Below are 18,887 nucleotides of genomic sequence, written 5' to 3'. Positions count from 1 at the left end.
AATCTGACTTAGTGCTTATTGTTTTGTAGCTTTTTTGATTGTTTCGTTAGCTTTTTCAGTGAAGGCTTTCAAAGCATCCGCTGGTTTTTCGTCACCATTTGATACAGATTGCAACATTGGGAACCAAAGTGTTCTCATTTCAGCAAATCCATCGATAGTGTTGTAGTATGGTGAGTAGTATTTAGTCCAGCCACTGATTGTTTCCATACGTTTGTCTTCATAAAGTTTGCCAAATGAAGTACGAACTGGGAAGGCACCTGTACGAACTACGTCTTTAGGACCCCATTCTTTGTCATCTGCGATGAATTGAACGAATTTCTTAGCAGCTGCGATTTTCTTATCGTCTTTGTTGTTAAATACTGCAAATCCGTTTACAAGGTATTCAAGAGATGGTTTACCAGAGTCTGATGGGAATGGTACTTCTACCACGTCTACCTTACTTGCTTCCAAGAGTTTCGCTTGGATACCGTTTTGAGCTGGTGCCCAAAGGATTGTGTATGAAGTTTGACCGTTGGCAAAGTTTTGGATATCTGCTCCACCGTCAAATTGTGAACCGTTGTTCAACAAACCGTCTTTAATCCAGCTAGCAGCTTTTTCAAGACCTTTGACGAATTTAGGATCGTCTGTTGTATATTTGGTTACGTCTTTATCTGTTACAGAACCGCCATAAAGGTTTGCAACGAAGGCACGTGTTCCTTGGTCTCCCCCTTGACCAGAACTGAACAATGAACCTGGTGTATAGCCTTTATCTTTAAGCGCTTTCAAAACTTTTTCAAAGTCATCAGTTGTCCAACCTTCTTTTACAAGGTTTGCAACTCCAGCATCTTCCAACATTTTCTTGTTCATAGCCATGTAGAATGGAGCTGAACTGATTGGATACATGTAAGCTTTGTCTCCAGCCTTACTTGCTTGTACGATGTTTTCGTTGTTGACATCTTTGACGAATTCGTCTGTGAAGAGGTCGTTCAACTCAGCCAATTTACCGTTTTTACCGTATTGGATGATACGTCCTGGTGCGTCAAAGAGTACGTCTGGCGCTGTTCCAGCTTCGATAGCTGTTGTGATCTTTTCTGGACCTGACTTGAAGTCGATGGTTTCCAATTTCACTTTTACATCTGGATTTGCTTTTTCAAAAGCTTCGATGATTGATTTTTCATAAGTTCCAACACCGTCACCCGTTTTTTCTTGTGTGAAGACTGGGAATGCCCACCAAGTGATTTCTGTTTTCCCGCTATCGCTACTAGAGCTTCCAGCATCTTTACTTCCACCAGAGTTACCACAAGCCGCAAGGCCAAGAATCGCAGCACCCGCAAGTACTGTACAAGCTAGTTTTCTAAATTTCATTTGTATTCTCCTAATTGATAAGCGTATCCATATTGGATAATGAGTTCTTTATATTTGTATACGTTTTCATTTTGTCCGACGCATCGACCACTCTCCTCTTTTTTGAGATTGTGTTATTTTAGACCGGCAACAAAGCGTTCCGTAATCTCTTTTGGTCTAGTGATAGCTCCACCAACAACGATACCTCGCACTCCATATTCAAGGATTTGCTTAGCTTGTTCTGGTGTATGAATTTTCCCTTCAGCGATGACATCCACACCTGCTTCACACAGTTTTTTGATCAGTTCAAAGTCTGGACCATCTACCTTAGGACTATAAGAGGTGTAACCTGATAGGGTTGTTCCAACAAAATCAATTCCTGCTTCAACTGCTGCTATACCCTCTTCAAACGTGCTAGTATCAGCCATTAAGAGTTGATGCGGATATTTTTCTTTGACTTGTCGGATAAAGTCCTGAATTTCCAAACCGTCGTAACGTTCACGTTTGGTACAATCCAGAGCAATGACCTCAATATCGAGTTCAGCCAATTCATCCACTTCTTTCATAGTAGCTGTAATGAATGGCTCCTGTGGCGGATAGTCACGTTTGATAATCCCGATAATCGGGAGTTTCGTAACCTCCTTAATCTCCTTGATATCGCGAACACTGTTTGCTCGGATACCGACTGCTCCACCTTGCTCAGCCGCTTTGACTAGCAAGGGAATGACTCCTCCCGCTTCTGTATAAAGCGGTTCGTGAGGAAGTGCCTGGCAAGAGACAATGATTCCATCTTTGATTTGTTCAATCAAGGCTTCTTTGCTGATCTGTGGCATCCTCTTTCCTCCCTTTCTTTCTTCTATGGGCTTATTATATATCATTTGTTAAGCGCTTTCAATAGATTGTGATAGAATAGATTTCAGTTTCAAAACTATTTTATAGAACAGACTATCCTGAAAGTAGTTTCAGACTTCTTATGATTTCGAATCAAGCTGAATGTAATAAAGAAAGATAGCAGGATGAAAAACCTGCTATCTCTTCTGAGACCTACTCAAATAGCTTTTGCTTACTATTCTTTTCTCTTCTTGCCAAATGCAAACAAGGATAAAAGAACGCCTGCAAGACCAAGGGAAAGCAGTGAGCTTGTTTCCTTGCTTCCCGTATTTGGAAGTTCATCTTGTTTAGCTGCTGGCGCTTGATAGGTCACATCTTGGCCTAGAGACAGTTTGTTGTCTGCAGCTGCTAATACTAGATTGGTGTCTCCCTTGTACTCTGGCACTTCAAGGACTGCTGCTTCAGCACCATTGACACCACCCTTATACTCTGGCAGGTCATTTGAAGCTGCCAAGACAAAGTTAGCACCTCCTCTATATTCAGGAAGCTCGTTTGAGGCTGCTAGAACTGCATTGACTCCACCCTTGAACTCTGGAAGTTCATGGACTGCTGCCTCAACAGCATTGACTCCACCAGTGAATTCTGTTTTTTCTACTGTTGGAGCTGGTTCTTCACCTACTGTTGCCAATGGTCCAGTGTACTCTGGTATCTCTGCCACTGGGGTTTCCTCTGCATTGACACCACCTGTGAATTCAGGTTTTTCAACCGTTGGAGCTGCTTCTTCACCTACTGTTGCCATTGGACCTGTATACTCCGGAACTTCATGAACCGTTGCTTCCTCTGCATTGACACCACCTGTGTACTCCGGCACCTCATGGATAGCAGCTTCACTGCCATTAATACCATCGCTTAGTTTAGAGCCAGCTAAAGAAACTGGTAAATTGTGCATGCTTTCAATTGCACCCTCGGCTAGACCTGTAATCCTTTGACCCATATCCCCTGGGTCTATTGTGAATAGGAGAGTTTTTGTATCGTACTGGGTCATAAAGGTTGCTGTCTTGCCATTTGCCAATTGAAGGGTCGGAGCCTTGTTGACCAATACTTCCGAATCGAACTCCATGGCTATAATGCCTGGCCATTTTTGGATAGCATATTTTACTTTTGCTTCTTTAGGAGAAACTCTTTCCTTGGTCAAGAAATCCCAGTTGAACTTCTTGAAGGAAAGTGTGTATGGAACACCTCCAGGAGCATGGTGTTCATATAAAAGTCCAAATTCATCTGGTCCGATTTGTTGAAGTGAGTTATAAGCATACTCACCTTCTTGAATCAAATGGTGGTGCAACCAAGTTAACTGACCATCTTCTTCTACACGAGCCACTCGAATATAACCATTTTTACGACCAGGACCATTTGCATTTGCTAATAGAATATACTCTTTGCCATTTTGAACCGTGTGAGTCGCAGCCATTTGAACATAAACGTCTGGCACATCGTAGCGTTCAACGTTATTGTCCCAAGTTAGACCACCATCATGACTGGTTGCAACCTGTAGATCTTCTGTCAACCCACGCATAAAGAGTTTGAGGTCCCCATTGTTTAACTGAACAACTGAAGCTTCTGTATTTTGAGCATAATAATTACTCATGGTACTTGAATCGACTACTGTACCATCATAAAGTGTACGATTGTCGTTGACACCACCACCCATATGCCAAGTCTTACCATGGTCGTCTGAGTAGATGATTCGAGATGATTGAGAACCATTGAGGTGGTTAGCCCGGTTGGTCGTATAGACAGGAACGACGATTCGACCTTTATGTGGTCCAGTACGAAGGGTAATCCCCACTCCAGGACCTACTCCTAGGAATTTCATCCAATCGGCTTTGACCATAGGAGTAATATCTTGAGGCGCTGACCAGGTCTTCCCGTCGTCATCGCTGTAAGACATCCATAGGTAGCTATCCTTCGCAATTCTAAATGGAGAAGTTTTGTTTGTTGTGAAGTAGATATTGCCCAGTAGCTGGTCACCCTTGTATAGATCACCCTTGTCACTATAGGCCGGTTTAACAGGTTCTACAACAACACGGTAGTCTGTTGCTTTACCATCTGGAGTGTAAACTGTACCATTTTCTCGAATAGTATAAGCTTCCTGTTCACCTTCTCGATAGAGGAGTTGATAGGTTTTACCATTGATTTCTTTGTAGGCTTCTTCTTTTTGCGAAGACATTCCAAAGATTCCTTTTCCTTCTGGGAACATGTCATAAATGGCAAAAATGCGTTTGGTTTCAGGATCTTGAGTCAGGGTCATATCGATATTCACTGGTGAACCGATTGATGGATCAGAAGCCTTTGGATTGTCACGTAGGTTGGTAATAGTTACTCGATCTCCCCAAGTTTTACCATTATCTTCACTGCGTCTGATGACCATGCCGATATCACCCCAGTCACTCGAATGGAGACGACGTTCATCTGCACCTGCAATCAGCGTTCCTTTATCTGTCTTGAGAAGAGCTGGGATACGATAACTCTTGATACCATCTTTATTTGGTTGGTTGTTCATTCCACCTTCAAAGACGTCTTCTTTCTCTGAGATTTTCGCTCCCTCAGGAAGTTTCTTTTCTAAATCACCTCTTTCAAATAGTTGACTTCTTGTCTGAACTTCATCTGGGCTTAAAGCACGATCATAAACAGTTAGGTTTCGCACTTGTAGGTTTGATGCCCAAACTGTTTTATTGGCCCGTTTGGTTGCTCCAAGTTGAACTTGATTAACATCTGGCATATCTTTGATAAAGTTACCAGATTTGAGGCTTGTTCGAGATAAGACACCGTTCACATAGAGACGAACTCGACCATGAGGTAACTCCGCTGTTGGTTGTTCGACAGTAAAGGTCATGGAATTCCATTGTCCAGGACGAACTTTCAAAGGAGCATCTGTATACTTATCATAGAACTGCTCCCCGTTAGCGCCACGCCCTTCAATAAGAGCTGTATTATCAAGGACCGACATAGTAAAGTACTCATTTTCCTTGGTGTCACTGGATACAGAGAAGAGATTGTAAAAGCGTGGAGCTGATGCATCTGGTTTGAACTCCATGTGAATTGTAGCATTTTTTAGTTGCTTTAGTTTGTCTAGTTCACTTGATAAATCAACTCTCTGACCATTTGCTGCATTGGTTTCAACATCTTCTTTTTCAAGGACAGGATTAGCATTTTTTAAATCTCTTGAGTAATAGTCACGAGGAATAGCACCCTGATCCTCTGATTCCTCTTCCTTATTTGCTTCTTCTGCAGGGGTTTCGGTAGAGGATGGGGTTTCTGATTCTGCACTCTCATTTTTTTTCAAATGGTCTTGGTCCACCTCAACGCCGTTGTCTTGAGCTGCTGCCAATTTACCAGCCAAATCCTTATCCAAATGAGCAAGATCTCCCGAGGACGCTTCTTTTGGCAATTCTGATAAACCTTGACCAGGTTCGACAGTTTCTGTATTGGCCCCTGCTGCATTGGCTTGCTCTTGAGCTAAGACTGGATTTGCTCCAAATACCACTGTACCAATCACTACAGATGCCGCCCCAACTGCAAATTTTCGAATTCCGTATCGCTGTTTCCGATTTAAATATTTGTAATTCATGTTTGTCCTTTCATTTTTCATAAAATAAAGCGCTTTCTTTTTTCTTTAAAAATTTTTATTGTCTCTTCAAGAGACAAGTTTTACAAGAAAATATCCAACTTAATGAGAGCTTCCAATCCTCTCCCATTTTCTGCTGAGGAATTCTTTAAGCACCCAGCAGCCTTTTTCCTCCTTTCACAAGTGACTTTTCCTTTATTATACAATAAAGTCTTATATTTATATCTGTGTTCCCACAGAATAGATTTTACTTTTAAGAATATTTTAATATTTTAAATTTTCTAAAAGTACTTTCAGGTTTTGGACATAAAAAGAGAGCTCCTGGGCTCTCTCATTCATTATCTTACGTACTTAAAAGGAATCTCACTGCCACAGAGCCAGTTATAGACTTGGTCATTGACAAAAACATTCATGGCTTCGTGAGCATACTCTGGCATGATGCGATAGGCCTTGTCGCAAGTTAGGCGGTTGTAAATCGCAAACTGGGTAATAGGATAGCAAACATCGTCATCCAAGCCCGTAATCATCTTGACCTCTCCTTTGATACGATGGGCAAGATTTTTCACATCGATATAGGCAAGAGTCGCCATGATTTCATCCTCTGTTTCATGGAAGGGATCGTGGAACTTGAAATAACGGAAGAGTTCATCATAGGCTTCACTGGTATTGCCAATCTCAAGCACTCGTCTAAAGTCTGACAAGAAAGGATAGATGGCCACTGTTTTCTGAATCCGAGGATTGAGAGCAGCTGCAACTAAGGCTAAAGCCCCTCCTTGTGAGGCACCATAACTAGAAAGTCGCTTCTCATCAATCTCAGGTAGACTAGCAACAATTTCGATCAACTGGTAAATATCCAGATAAACATCCTTATAAAAGAGATGATCCCTACCTTCAACAGCACCACGGATGATATGTCCCTTAACGGTATTTCCTAGTGGAGAACGCATGCCGTCTTGCGAATAGCCCGACTGTCCACGGACATCCATAGAAACAACACCGTAACCAGCCACGGTAAAGGCCAGCATGTCGGCCCAGTCCCAGCCACGTCCCATATAGCCGTGAAAGTGGAAGATTAAGGGAACTTTACCTTCACTCTTTGGAAGGATGACACGTGCATAAACCTTGCCTTCATTGGTTCCTTCAAAAGTGAGCTCATAGCACTTGACTTGAGGAATATGGAAATCTCTTTCCTCCAACTGGTAGGCTGGAAGAGATGAAACTTTTTTGACCTCTTCATCCCAGAAAGCATCAAAGTCTTCTGGAACCTCATCCCTTCCTAGATAGGTCTTGATTTCTTCTAACAAAGCTGGATTTTTCATAGTATGCTCCTTTTATTTTGTAATCGCTATCATAACTCTAGCATATCTAGGAAGGCAATGCAAGAAAGAATTCTAAATAGAAAGTGATTTTAGATTCTCTTTCCTCAAACCTATCGTCTGAAAGTAGTTTTAAAAATAAAAAGAGCGTTTCCGCTCTCTGTGTATCAATAGGTGCTAGCTCCTTTCTCTAGTTTGACGGTTTGGAATTTCTTTTGGTAGGTTACTTTAATAGTCATGTGAGAGCCCTCGTTTCTTTTTGATGACTCTAGTATAAGACCCAAACCTAAAAGCTAGCTTAAGTTTTCCTTAGAGAAAGCTTATACTCAATGAAAATCAAAGAGCAAACTAGGAAACTAGCCGCAGGTTGCTCAAAGCACTGCTTTGAGGTTGTAGATAAGACTGACGAAGTCAGTTACATATATAATCCAAGGCGACGTTGACGTGGTTTGAATTTTATTTTCGAAGAGTATTAATCTAGATGTTCTTTCTTTTCCAGATGGAGAGCAATCATGCGCCATTCTGGATCCTCTCGCCAACCTTCTATCGAACTAATGTAGCTGGCAACCTTTCTGGCTTCTTCTAAAATCGGAAAATCTTCGATAATATCAGCCACTTGAAACTCTGGAAGGCCTGACTGTCTGGTTCCGAAAATCTCTCCAGAACCACGCATTTTCAAATCTTCCTCCGCAAGGACAAATCCATTGGTCGTTTCTGTCATGATACGCATGCGATCTTTCCCAGAATCCGTCTTGGGATTAGCCACGAGAACAGCATAGGACTGCTTGTCCCCCCGACCAACACGACCTCTGAGCTGGTGAAGTTGGCTGAGACCGAACCGATCGGCATCCATGATAATCATGACGGTCGCATTGGGAACATTAACCCCAACCTCAATAACCGTTGTCGAAACCAGAATATCCGTTTTTCTCTCTTTGAACTCCTGCATGATCTGGTCTTTTTCGTCACTCTTCATCTTACCATGTAGGAGGGCTACTTCTGCCTTGCCAGCAAAATGAGCTGTCAACTCCTCAGATAAGGCAATAGCATTTTTCAGATCCAGAGCTTCAGATTCTTCGATCAGGGGAGAGATAACATAGGCTTGCGAACCTTTTTGAATTTCCCCCTCTAACCAAGTCAGTACCTGAGGTAGTTGCTCATGTTTGATCCAACGTGTCACAATGGGTTTCCGACCCGCTGGCATCTGGTCGATAATGGAAACATCCATATCGCCAAAGGCTGTGATAGCCAGCGTCCGTGGAATGGGCGTCGCTGTCATCATGAGAACGTCAGGATTGTTCCCTTTTTCTCTCAGAACACGCCTTTGCCCCACGCCAAAACGGTGCTGCTCATCGATGATAATCAAGCCAAGGCGAGCATAATCCACTCCATCTTGTATCAAAGCATGAGTCCCGATAATAAAGTCAGCCTCACCCTTGGCAATAGTCTCCAAGACTTCTCTTTTTTCTGTAGCTTTCAAGGATCCTGTCAAGAGAGCCAGTTTCAAGTCTGGAAAAAGGTTCTGTAAACTCTCAAAGTGTTGCTCTGCTAGGATTTCTGTTGGCACCATAAGAGCTGCCTGATAGCCAACCGTCACCGCCGCAAACATGGCCAAGCCAGCAACTACCGTTTTCCCGCTTCCCACATCTCCTTGAAGGAGACGATTCATGTGATGGTCCGACTTCATGTCTGTCAAAATTTCCTGCAAACTCTTTTCTTGAGCTTGGGTCAGGGCAAAAGGAAGACTTTCTTTAACGGCTGTCACTTTTCCCTGAGACCAATTCAGAACCAGACCACTTCCCTGAACTCTATTTTCAGACTTGAGTAACTGCAACTGCATTTGGAAGTAAAAGAGTTCCTCAAACTTGATCCGGCGAAGGGCCTGCTTGTATTCTGCCAAATCCTTGGGAAAATGCATAGCGCGAACAGCCTGGCAACGGGACATGAGTTTGTATTTGTCCAGCAAAGACTGGGGAAGGTTTTCCTCTATCAAGAGGTCCAGTCCCTGATCAAAAGCCGTCTTGATGGCCTTGACCAGACTGGCCTGACTGATTCCTTGAGCCAGACGATAGACAGGCTGGAGGTCATCTTCCACCTGAGCTAGAACCTTCATCCCAGTCAGACTGGCCTTGGCACGGTCCCATTTTCCAAAAACGGCAAGAGTTGCTCCCAATTCTATCTTATCTGCTAGATAAGGCTGGTTAAAGAAATTAACCGCAAAAACGACTTCTCCCTGCTTGAGGCTAAAGCGCAGGCGATTGCGCTTAAAACCATAATACTGGACACTGGCAGGAGTCACGACTTGACCAGAAAGAACAGCCTTTTCTCCATCTTCCAGCTCCAGCACTTGCTTGGTTTTGAAATCTTCATAACGGAAAGGAAAGTAGAGCAAGAGGTCTTGCAAGTTTTCAATTCCTAGTTTAGCGTATTTCTCTGCTGACTTTGGTCCCACACCAGGCAAGACATGCAAGGGTTGATGTAGATTCATGCTCCACTCCTTTCTTTTTTAATAATATTCTCTCGGAATGCGATCGCTGAGGAGACAAACCACCTCATAGTTAATAGTTCCACGATAGGTCGCTACCTGAGTAGCTGTGATTTCCTTGCCACCGTTTGTGCCGATCAAGGTTACTTTTGTTCCTAGCGGATAAATCTTAGGCAGACGAATGGTGATTTGGTCCATAGATACTCGTCCGACGATTGGGCAAGCTTGGCCATCTACCAAGACAGTGAAATTTTGCATATCTCGTGTCCAACCATCCGCATAGCCGATTGGCACGGTCGCAATGACTTGCTCACTATCCGCCTGATAGGTTGCTCCATAGCCCATGCAAGCTCCAGCTGGAACTGTCTTGACATGAACAAGGGCAGACTCCAAACTCAAGGCTGGTGTCAAATCATAGGGTAAGTCCAAGACCTCTCCACTAGGATTGAGACCATACATGGCATCTCCCATACGGACTGCATTGAAAATAGTCTCAGCATGCCAGAGGGTCGTTGCTGAGTTGCTGGCATGAACCAGCTCTGGAACTTCCTTCATACTTGCCAAAATAGTTTTAAAGCATTCTAACTGGGCATTAAAATAGTCATCTGATTCTTCATCTGCAGTAGCAAAGTGGGTAAAAATCCCCTCAACACGAGCGCCGTGTTGTTGGAGCAAGGCTTGAGCCTGCTCTGCCTCACTGGAATCTCGAAAACCAATCCGTCCCATCCCTGAGTCAATCTTGAGGTGAACCGATAAGCCAGATAAATCAGCCCCAGTGGCAACCAACGCTCGAATCCACTCCAGTCCAGCCACCGTCAAAGTGATGTCGTATTCTTTAGCTAGGCCAATAGCTTCTAACTCAGATACACCTAGAATGAGGATTTTCTTGCTGAGGCCAGCCTGACGAAGTTCAATAGCTTCATCAATATTGGAAACACAAAATCCATCAACATCATTTTGAATAGCCTTGGCAACGGCAACAGCCCCATGACCATAGGCATTAGCCTTGATCACTGCCCACTTGAGCGTTCCTTCAGGGATATGAGCCCCCATTTGCTGAATATTTTGTCGAATAGCTCCCAGATGAATCAGAGCCTTGGTTGGTCTATGTGGACTAGCTTTCATGATTTTCCTCCAAAATGACACTGGCTGTCACAAACTGATCTGTATGGCTGATAGATAGCCAAATCTTTCCTGAAAATGGTGCCTGACTAAAATAAGGCGCGCCTCGTTCATTGTTCAAAACTTCCAAATCCTGAAAGGTCAGTTTGCCAATTCCTGTCCCCATAGCCTTGGAAAAGGCCTCCTTAGCCGACCAGCGGCCTGCCAAGTATTCGATCTGCCTGCGCCCTTTGAGACTGGCAAAACGCTCCATTTCTTTAGGGGTCAGCACGCGCTTAGCAAAGCCCTCACGTCGTGTAACTGCGTTTTCTATCGAAGCCAATTCTTCGATGTCAATTCCGTGTCCAACTATCATACTCATAAAAGGAGCTGAGATTCCCCCAACTCCATCCTTTTCACTTATTTTGTTAAGGTGGTATAAATTTCTTCTACCAAGGCTACTGTATTTTCCCAACCTAGACAAGGGTCAGTTATGGAGCAACCAAAGACCTCTGGTTGGTTTTGACGACCGTCTGCTAGGTAAGACTCAATCATAAAGCCTCGAACCGTCTTTTTAATCTTTTCATTCCAGTCACGATTCAGCAAGGCTTGGCGAACAATGCGAATTTGTTCCATATACTGCTTGCCTGAATTGTCATGATTGGTATCGATGATAATGAAGGGATTTTCAAGTCCCATGGTCTCATAACGATTGATGGCATTTAAGAGGGTTTCATAGTAGAAATTGGGTTCATTTTTACCATATTCGTTCATGGCGCCACGAAGGATAACATGGGCCAAAGGATTTCCCGAAGTTTCCACTTCTTGACCGTGGTAAAGGAAGGTTTGCTTGTTTTGAGCTGCATAGATAGCATTAAACATAACCCCAAGGTTCCCAGATGTTGGATTTTTCATCCCAACTGGAGCATCAATCCCAGACGCTACAAAACGGTGTTCCTGGTCTTCTACTGAACGAGCCCCTACAGCATGGTAGCTGACTAGATCATCGATCAAAACGAGATTTGACGGATAAAGCATCTCATCAGCTGTCGTCAAGCCCGTCTCCGTAATCACACGGTAGTGCAGCTGACGAACAGCTTGTATGCCATTAATCAAGCTTGGAGCTTTAGAAGTATCCGGCTGATGAACCAAACCCTTATAGCCATCTCCATTGGTACGAGGTTTAGCCGTATAGACACGCATCACAATAAAGATTTTATCTGCAACTTTTTTCTGTAAGTCTGCTAAACGACGAGCATATTCGAGCACAGCTTCTTCATTGTCTGAAGAACACGGTCCCATCACCAAAAGGATTCGGTCGTCCTCACCTGAGATGATGGCTGCCAGCTCTCTATCGCGGGCTTCTTTCTTTCGCAAGGCTTCAGGTGACAACTGGGTCGCAGCCTTGATTGCTTCAATATCAATTTCTTGACCTTTTTCGATAAATGCCATCTTACTCTCCTAGCGTTTGGTAAATTTCGCGAACAAGTGCTTCTGTGTTGTCCCAGCCTAGACACGGATCTGTAATGGACTTACCAAAAACTTCTGGCTCATTTTGACGTCCATCTTCTAGATAGGACTCAATCATAAAACCACGAACATATTTTTTGATCTTCTCATTCCAGTCACGGTTAATCAAGGTCTGACGAACGATACGGATTTGATCCATGTACTGCTTGCCTGAATTGTCGTGATTGGTATCGATGATGATAAAGGGATTTTCTAAGCCCATCTTTTCATACTGATCAATGGTATCCATCAAATTGTCATAGTAGTAATTAGGAATATTTTTCCCGTATTCGTTCAATGCTCCGCGAAGAATGGCGTGGGACAATGGATTCCCCGTCGTTTCCACCTCTTTGCCGAGGAAGAGGAAACTCTGTTTATTTTGTGCTGCATAAATCCCGTTAAACATGACATTGAGATTTCCAGATGTGGGATTTTTAAATCCTGTCGAGAAATCTGCTCCACTCGCTACAAAACGGTGCTGTTGATCCTCTACAGATCGAGCTCCAACAGCCATATAAGAAATCAAATCATCCACCAGCGGAAGATTTTCAGGATAAAGCATCTCATCCGCTGTTGTCATTCCCGTCTCGGTAATCACACGGTAGTGCAGTTGGCGAACAGCCTTGATCCCATTGATCAAGCTAGGTGCTTCTGTCGCATTTGGTTGATGAATCAAGCCCTTATAGCCATCACCATTGGTACGAGGTTTAGCTGTATAGACACGCATGACCATAAAAATACGGTCTTTGACCTCTTCTTGCAAAGCAGATAGACGCTTGGCATACTCGAGAACCGCCTCTTCGTTATCAGATGAACATGGTCCAATCACCAAGAGAATACGCTGGTCTTCCCCACGGATGATGGCTTCCAATTCCTGATCACGTTGATTTTTTATCGCAAGAGCCGCTCCCTCTAATTTAGACAAGGCGCGAACTTCTTCAATGTTAATTTTAGGACTTTTAGCTTTAAATACCATGATTCATCTCCTTATAAAGCAAACGGACACCAAGCAAAAAATGATTTTTACCAGGTATCCGCCTGTATCTTATCTCATATTATTGTCTCTTACCATGACAGTTCTTGAATTTCTTACCTGATCCACACGGGCATTGGTCGTTTCGTCCGATTTGGCTCAAGTCCAAATCTTCTGGAAGGCTTGCCTGCTGCGCTGCGATATTACGAGTCGCAGTTGTACTGATATTGTGTTCAGTTTGCGGACGTTCTTGTTCATGGATTTGTGCTTTCATCATCAAGCGGGTCACATCGAATTCAATTGATCCAATCATGTCATTAAACATGCGGAAACCTTCTGCTTGATATTCTACAACAGGGTTGTTTTGAGCATATCCACGAAGACCAACAGCATTTCGCAACTGGTCAAGAGCATCGATATGGTCTGTCCACTTGTTGTCTACAACACGTAGGATCAAGACTTTTTGGAATTCTTTCACTGCATCTTCGTCACGAAGCTTAGCAACTTGGCTGTCATAGACTTTCAAGGCACGTTGGAAAAGTTCATCTTTGATAGCTTGGTCTGACAAACCTGCAAGATCTGAACGGCTAATTGAATCTTCTGGAAGCAAGTTATACTTAGCAAAGTTCAAGATTGCTTCCAATTTTTCATCTTCTTTCGAACGAGCATGTGCATCCACGATACGTCCAATGGTACGACGAATCATAGCATGGATTTCTGGTGCCAAGTCACGATCTGCAGTAATGACATCATAGCGTTGCGCATAGATGATCTCACGTTGTTCACGCATAACATCATCGTATTGAAGGACTTGTTTACGAGTGTCATAGTTGTTTCCTTCGACACGTTTTTGAGCTGCTTCAACTTGACGCGTTAACATGCGAGATTCGATGGCTTCATCAGACATGTTGAGTCGTTCAAAGACACCTTTCAAACGTTCAGAACCGAAACGTTTCATCAAATCATCTTCAAGAGACAAGTAGAATTGTGACTCACCTGGGTCTCCTTGACGTCCTGAACGTCCACGAAGCTGATTATCAATACGGCGACTTTCGTGGCGCTCTGTACCAATGACGCAAAGACCACCAAGTTCACGAACCCCTTCACCAAGCTTGATGTCGGTACCACGACCGGCCATGTTGGTTGCGATGGTAACGGCACCACGTTGACCCGCGTTCATGATGATTTGCGCTTCTCTGTAGTGGTTCTTCGCATTCAAGACTTCGTGAGGAACACCTGCTGCTACCAATTTTTTAGAAAGGAAGTCACTCGTTTCAACGGCAACTGTACCTACCAAGACCGGCTGACCTTTTTGGTAACGAGCTTTTACATCTTCAACAACAGCCTTAAATTTCGCATCAAGACTTGCATAGAGAAGGTCTGAGTGGTCGATACGTTGAATTGGACGGTTAGTTGGGATTGGGATAACACGAATGTTGTAAATTTCTCGGAATTCTTCTTCTTCTGTTTTACCAGTACCTGTCATACCTGCCAATTTCTTATACATACGGAAGAGGTTTTGGTAGGTAATAGAAGCTGATGTCTTGGTCTCATCTTGGATTGGCACACCTTCTTTTGCTTCAATCGCTTGGTGCAAACCATCAGAGTAACGACGACCTTCCATGGTACGACCTGTAAATTGGTCGACAATCAAGATTTCCTGCTCTTCACTAACCACATAGTCAATATCGAGAATCATGATATAGTTGGCACGGAGGGCATTGTCGATAAAGTGAGTAAGAGCCACATTTTCAATGTCGTAGAGATTTTCTAGTTTGAAGTAGCTTTCAGCCTTGTCAATACCAGAATCTGACAAACCGATCGTCTTAGACTGAACGTCAATGATATAGTCGTCCTTATCCAAGGATTTCACGAAGTGATCCGCCATATGGTAGAGTTGGCTTGTTTCAACTGCGTTAGCACCTGAAACGATCAATGGTGTACGAGCTTCATCGATCAAGATCGAGTCCACCTCATCGACCAAGGCATAGTTGAGCGGACGTTGTACCATATTTTCTGCACGAACGACCATGTTGTCACGAAGGTAGTCGAAACCAATCTCTGAGTTGGTTGAGTAGGTAATATCGCAAAGATAAGCTTCTTTTTTCTCCATTGGAGATTTAGCTGCCAAGTTGATCCCTACTGAAAGACCGAGCCATGAGTAAAGCTCACCCATCTCAGTCGCGTCACGTTCTGTTAGGTATTCATTGACTGTAACTACGTGAACCCCTTTACCTGCAAGGGCATTGAGGTATACTGGCATGGTCGCTGTCAAGGTCTTCCCTTCACCCGTACGCATCTCTGGAACGTCACCATGGTGAAGAACAATCCCACCCATGACCTGAACCTTATAAGGGAAAAGCCCGAGGACACGTTTTGCTGCTTCACGTACTACCGCAAAAGCCTCATATAGCAATGAATCAAGTGATTCACCCTTGTTGTATCGTTCTTTAAATTCGTCAGTTTTCGCTTTTAGTTCTTCGTCTGACATTGCAGCCATTTGGCTCTCATAGTTAAGAACCTTATCAGCCATCTTTTCCAGACGACGAAGTTCTCCTTTATCATTTTCAATAATCGTTTTTAAAATATTAGCCATGATTTTCCTTACTTTTTATTCTGAATATTTTAGAATGTTCTTTTAATTTTAGCATATTTACCATTATTTTTCAAGAAAGAATCCTTAATTTACAACGGAAAAGGCCAGCCAAAATTCAGCTTTTTTTGCATCAATCTTCTGTGGCTACCTTTTTGTTTTTTGTTCGAGATGCATGCTTGATGATCCAAGCACAACTTGGACTCAGCTCCTCCTTTTGCCAAGTTTGAAGAATCCTTTCAAACTTATCAGGGTCTTCCTTGTACAAATCATTTAGATTATTGGCTACACTTTTTTGAATGGACTTGTCTCTATCATCCTTTAGATTGGTCAGAATAGTGGTAAAATCCTCAAAATAATCCAATACCACGGTTTGTCTCTTAGCCCAAGGCAGACGGATACGCATGCACTCGCTAGCAAGTCTACGAACGCGCAAATTTTCATCCCGACTCCATTCTAACAGCAAAGTCATTGTAGCCTTAGGATAGCGAGCCAGCAAAGGTCTCATAGAAAATTCTCCAGTAAATCGCTTGGTTAGTTCCTTACTAAAGGCCGCGCTCAATTCAAATTCCTTGTCTCCATATAGTTCTACATATTTACCGATTGGCCAAAGCCAATACCCTTCTGAAAACATGCCTAAACCACCCTCTAACTCAGGACCTAAAATTTTCTCAAAAACCTTGAGAGAGTCCTGATAAGATAGGGGGAGACATTCTTTGATACTTTTAGCCAAGAGTTCTTGACGCTGGCTAAACTCCAAATTTTCCAAGTCTTTTTCTAGCAACAAGATAAATTTTTGTCCCTCAAAGGCAGGGGACGCTTCTTGCATCCGTTGACTCAAATCCCTAGCATAAGCCAAGTCATAATAGTCCTTTACTTTTTTCGCCATTATTAAATTCCTTAATCTTCTGTTTACGGAACTTATTATATCATACAGATCGCCCGTCAACAAAATCATTTTCACTTCTCAAACTATTTTGTCAAGGAAGAAAAAAGGACTAGAAACTCGTCTAGTCCACCAATTTTTAATGTTTAATTTCCCAAAAATGCTGGCAATAAGCCAAAGTACAAAAAGAGATTGATCCAGAAGGCCAAGCAAAAGATAATTCCAAAGATGAGAAGACTGAATTTTTTAATCAGCACGGAGTATAAGATAGATAAAACACCAAAAACCACAAAGAGTTTTCTCATAACGAAATAATATACTGAAACTCCTCCTATTTGCCAATCCCAAGGAAGAAAAAACATGAGGAACCAGAGAAGGCAAATCGTAAGGATATATCTCTTGTAGTGCGCTTCAAGAAAGGCTTTTGTTTTCTCCATAGCAAACCTCCATTTGAGTCACTGTCTCTTCCCTTTTATTATACCAAAAATACCTGGAAAAAGCTTTCCAGGTTCGGTTGGAAATCACTAGTCACGCTAGAGAAATTCCTTTATTCATAGGCTGATTCACTTTATTGACTTGATGAAGAGGTTCCAAAATCAACCTTAGGAACTGTCTTGGCTTCTTCTGTTTCCTTGAAGGTTTCAGCTTCTTTAAAGTTCATCATATTCGCAAAAAGCACGGTTGGAAAACTTCTCAACTTTTGATTGTACTCGGCTGCGACTTTATTATAATCCTTGCGTGCTACAAAGATACGATTTTCACTGCCTGAAAGTTCGACCATTAGTTGCTCAACATTTTGATTGCTCTTGAGTTCTGGATAATTCTCCGTCAAGGAAATCAAGCGGGAAAGAGCTGAGCTCAACTCTCCCTGAGCCTTTTGGTTTTCTTCCGATGTCACTGAGCTACTACCGATTTTAGCTCTAGCATCCGCAATCTTGGTAAAGACTTCGGTTTCATGATTCATTTGTCCTTTAACGGACTCCACCAAGTTACCAATCAAGTCCGAACGACGTTGGAGGGCTGTCGAGACATCAGCCTGAGCCTGCTCCACTTTAGTCTGTTCACCAACCAGACCATTATAGGTCGTCACTGCGGAACAACTTCCCAGAATTAGTAGTCCAAAGAAAATAGCCACTATTGAGAGAATTACTTTATTTTGTTTCATATCAAAACCTTAACACTTTCTTTTATTAACTTTTCTGAGAAAATACTCAGATTTTAAATCAATTTCCCAAACTTTGTTTTTATTTTTAATTAAGGAGTGAACTCTTGCAAAGGAGTCACCTTACTGTATGGAGAAATCGATTTGAGCTATATACGATTACTCACCAGTCATCAGACGAACCGCCACCATCAAAGCCACCGCCGTCCCAGCCACCAGATGAGTCGGAGCCTGAGTCAGACCAAGAGGAGCCCGAATCAGACCAAGAGGAACCTGAGTCTGATGAGTCACCGCCCCACCAGCCACCGCCAGAATCATCTCCACGTGAACCACGACCACCAAATAGAAATCCGATAATCATCACGATGAAGTAAATGAGAACTCCAAATACGATAACTCCGTCACTTGAACTGCTTTTTCGATGACGTCTCGAAGAACTGCTCTCACCAGCATACCTTTCAAGTTCCCTTAAGCGACTAGAGTTGGTAGTATAGTCGTAACTACTTTTAGAACTTGAAGCAGTCGTACTCGATCCACTATAGAACATGTAGTTGAGATTATTGACTATTGAGAGAACACCCTTGTTATAGTCACCATTTTTAAAGTAAGGACGTGCTGTTGTCAAGAACCTGTGAGTCTGATAGTCAGTGATCTTACTGGCCACATTATTACTGGTTTCAATCCGTGATTTTCTATCTTGGACTGCTACCACAATCAAGACACCGTGATTGTCTCCCGAGTAGCCAATCTTCCAAGCTCTAGCTGTTTCATTGGCTACAGTCTCGATTGTTTCTCCATCTAGGCTTTTCACAACGTAAACACCCATCTGGAATTTTTCTGATTTTTTACTATTTACATTATTCAATTCCCGAATCTGACTTATAGTCTCATCCGTTAGATAGTGATCCGGGTCATAGATCCCGTACTCAGGTTTTTCAGGTGCTGTGAATGCTGACAAGAAGAGAAAGACCATCAGCAACCCAAGCAAGCGAACCAACAAACTATGTTTAAATAATCTGCTTTTTTTCATAATAACCTCCCTGATAAAGGAAAATTGATTTAAGGAATTATAGCATTTTGATT

The 18,887-nt window shown here is 42.8% G+C and carries 14 protein-coding genes; all 14 read right to left on the bottom strand.

Annotated features, from left to right (window positions below; translation table 11 throughout):
- Positions 1–15: 15 nt before the first annotated feature.
- On the bottom strand, positions 16–1,344 hold the full coding sequence (locus DG474_RS02815; protein ID WP_071851252.1) for an extracellular solute-binding protein: 1,329 nt from the start codon (positions 1,342–1,344) through the stop codon (positions 16–18).
- Positions 1,345–1,457: 113 nt separating this feature from the next.
- Complete coding sequence (locus tag DG474_RS02810) at positions 1,458–2,156, bottom strand: N-acetylmannosamine-6-phosphate 2-epimerase (RefSeq protein WP_001135645.1); 699 nt, start codon at positions 2,154–2,156, stop codon at positions 1,458–1,460.
- 233 nt (positions 2,157–2,389) lie between these two features.
- The gene (locus DG474_RS02805) at positions 2,390–5,782 is read right to left on the bottom strand and encodes an SIALI-17 repeat-containing surface protein (protein WP_255778751.1); all 3,393 of its coding nucleotides are present in this window, start codon (positions 5,780–5,782) and stop codon (positions 2,390–2,392) included.
- A 335-nt stretch (positions 5,783–6,117) separates the two neighbouring features.
- Positions 6,118–7,098: an acetylxylan esterase gene (locus DG474_RS02800; protein ID WP_255778750.1), complete on the bottom strand. Its 981-nt coding sequence runs from the start codon at positions 7,096–7,098 to the stop codon at positions 6,118–6,120.
- Positions 7,099–7,567: 469 nt separating this feature from the next.
- Complete coding sequence (gene recG / locus DG474_RS02795; RefSeq protein WP_255778749.1) at positions 7,568–9,583, bottom strand: ATP-dependent DNA helicase RecG; 2,016 nt, start codon at positions 9,581–9,583, stop codon at positions 7,568–7,570.
- 18 nt (positions 9,584–9,601) lie between these two features.
- Positions 9,602–10,705 carry an alanine racemase gene (gene alr / locus DG474_RS02790; protein WP_255778748.1) on the bottom strand — a complete coding sequence of 368 codons (1,104 nt, stop codon included), beginning with the start codon at positions 10,703–10,705 and terminating at the stop codon, positions 9,602–9,604.
- Positions 10,695–11,057, bottom strand: a complete 363-nt coding sequence (acpS, locus tag DG474_RS02785) for a holo-ACP synthase (protein ID WP_025171527.1) — start codon at positions 11,055–11,057, stop codon at positions 10,695–10,697. The genes alr and acpS overlap by 11 nt, the downstream gene beginning before the upstream one ends.
- A gap of 44 nt (positions 11,058–11,101) precedes the next feature.
- Positions 11,102–12,133, bottom strand: coding sequence for a 3-deoxy-7-phosphoheptulonate synthase (locus tag DG474_RS02780; protein ID WP_049478699.1), 1,032 nt, complete (start codon positions 12,131–12,133; stop codon positions 11,102–11,104).
- A 1-nt stretch (position 12,134) separates the two neighbouring features.
- Positions 12,135–13,166 (bottom strand): 3-deoxy-7-phosphoheptulonate synthase, encoded by a 1,032-nt coding sequence (locus tag DG474_RS02775; RefSeq protein WP_255778747.1) that lies wholly within the window; start codon positions 13,164–13,166, stop codon positions 12,135–12,137.
- 79 nt (positions 13,167–13,245) lie between these two features.
- Positions 13,246–15,759, bottom strand: coding sequence for a preprotein translocase subunit SecA (gene secA, locus DG474_RS02770; RefSeq protein ID WP_001284115.1), 2,514 nt, complete (start codon positions 15,757–15,759; stop codon positions 13,246–13,248).
- A 130-nt stretch (positions 15,760–15,889) separates the two neighbouring features.
- On the bottom strand, positions 15,890–16,645 hold the full coding sequence (locus tag DG474_RS02765) for a DNA alkylation repair protein (protein WP_125391374.1): 756 nt from the start codon (positions 16,643–16,645) through the stop codon (positions 15,890–15,892).
- Between the two features lie 143 nt (positions 16,646–16,788).
- Entirely contained in the window at positions 16,789–17,079 is a 291-nt protein-coding gene (locus DG474_RS02760; RefSeq protein WP_125391375.1) for a hypothetical protein, read from the bottom strand.
- Positions 17,080–17,210: 131 nt separating this feature from the next.
- The gene (locus DG474_RS02755) at positions 17,211–17,807 is read right to left on the bottom strand and encodes a LemA family protein (RefSeq protein ID WP_000812471.1); all 597 of its coding nucleotides are present in this window, start codon (positions 17,805–17,807) and stop codon (positions 17,211–17,213) included.
- 160 nt (positions 17,808–17,967) lie between these two features.
- Positions 17,968–18,834, bottom strand: a complete 867-nt coding sequence (locus DG474_RS02750) for a TPM domain-containing protein (protein WP_255778745.1) — start codon at positions 18,832–18,834, stop codon at positions 17,968–17,970.
- Positions 18,835–18,887 lie beyond the last annotated feature (53 nt).

It is taken from the genome of Streptococcus oralis (assembly GCF_024399415.1).
GTDB lineage: Bacteria > Bacillota > Bacilli > Lactobacillales > Streptococcaceae > Streptococcus > Streptococcus oralis_CS.
Note: the sequence above shows the minus strand (reverse complement) of the source record. Positions and strands in the feature narration are given on the sequence as shown.

Bases quoted from the DNA above. Each gene is read 5' to 3' on its own strand.
- DG474_RS02815 (WP_071851252.1), bottom strand. From the start codon at position 1,344: ATGAAATTTAGAAAACTAGCTTGTACAGTACTTGCGGGTGCTGCGATT.
- DG474_RS02810 (WP_001135645.1), bottom strand. From the start codon at position 2,156: ATGCCACAGATCAGCAAAGAAGCCTTGATTGAACAAATCAAAGATGGA.
- DG474_RS02805 (WP_255778751.1), bottom strand. From the start codon at position 5,782: ATGAATTACAAATATTTAAATCGGAAACAGCGATACGGAATTCGAAAA.
- DG474_RS02800 (WP_255778750.1), bottom strand. From the start codon at position 7,098: ATGAAAAATCCAGCTTTGTTAGAAGAAATCAAGACCTATCTAGGAAGG.
- recG (WP_255778749.1), bottom strand. From the start codon at position 9,583: ATGAATCTACATCAACCCTTGCATGTCTTGCCTGGTGTGGGACCAAAG.
- alr (WP_255778748.1), bottom strand. From the start codon at position 10,705: ATGAAAGCTAGTCCACATAGACCAACCAAGGCTCTGATTCATCTGGGA.
- acpS (WP_025171527.1), bottom strand. From the start codon at position 11,057: ATGATAGTTGGACACGGAATTGACATCGAAGAATTGGCTTCGATAGAA.
- DG474_RS02780 (WP_049478699.1), bottom strand. From the start codon at position 12,133: ATGGCATTTATCGAAAAAGGTCAAGAAATTGATATTGAAGCAATCAAG.
- DG474_RS02775 (WP_255778747.1), bottom strand. From the start codon at position 13,166: ATGGTATTTAAAGCTAAAAGTCCTAAAATTAACATTGAAGAAGTTCGC.
- secA (WP_001284115.1), bottom strand. From the start codon at position 15,759: ATGGCTAATATTTTAAAAACGATTATTGAAAATGATAAAGGAGAACTT.
- DG474_RS02765 (WP_125391374.1), bottom strand. From the start codon at position 16,645: ATGGCGAAAAAAGTAAAGGACTATTATGACTTGGCTTATGCTAGGGAT.
- DG474_RS02760 (WP_125391375.1), bottom strand. From the start codon at position 17,079: ATGGAGAAAACAAAAGCCTTTCTTGAAGCGCACTACAAGAGATATATC.
- DG474_RS02755 (WP_000812471.1), bottom strand. From the start codon at position 17,807: ATGAAACAAAATAAAGTAATTCTCTCAATAGTGGCTATTTTCTTTGGA.
- DG474_RS02750 (WP_255778745.1), bottom strand. From the start codon at position 18,834: ATGAAAAAAAGCAGATTATTTAAACATAGTTTGTTGGTTCGCTTGCTT.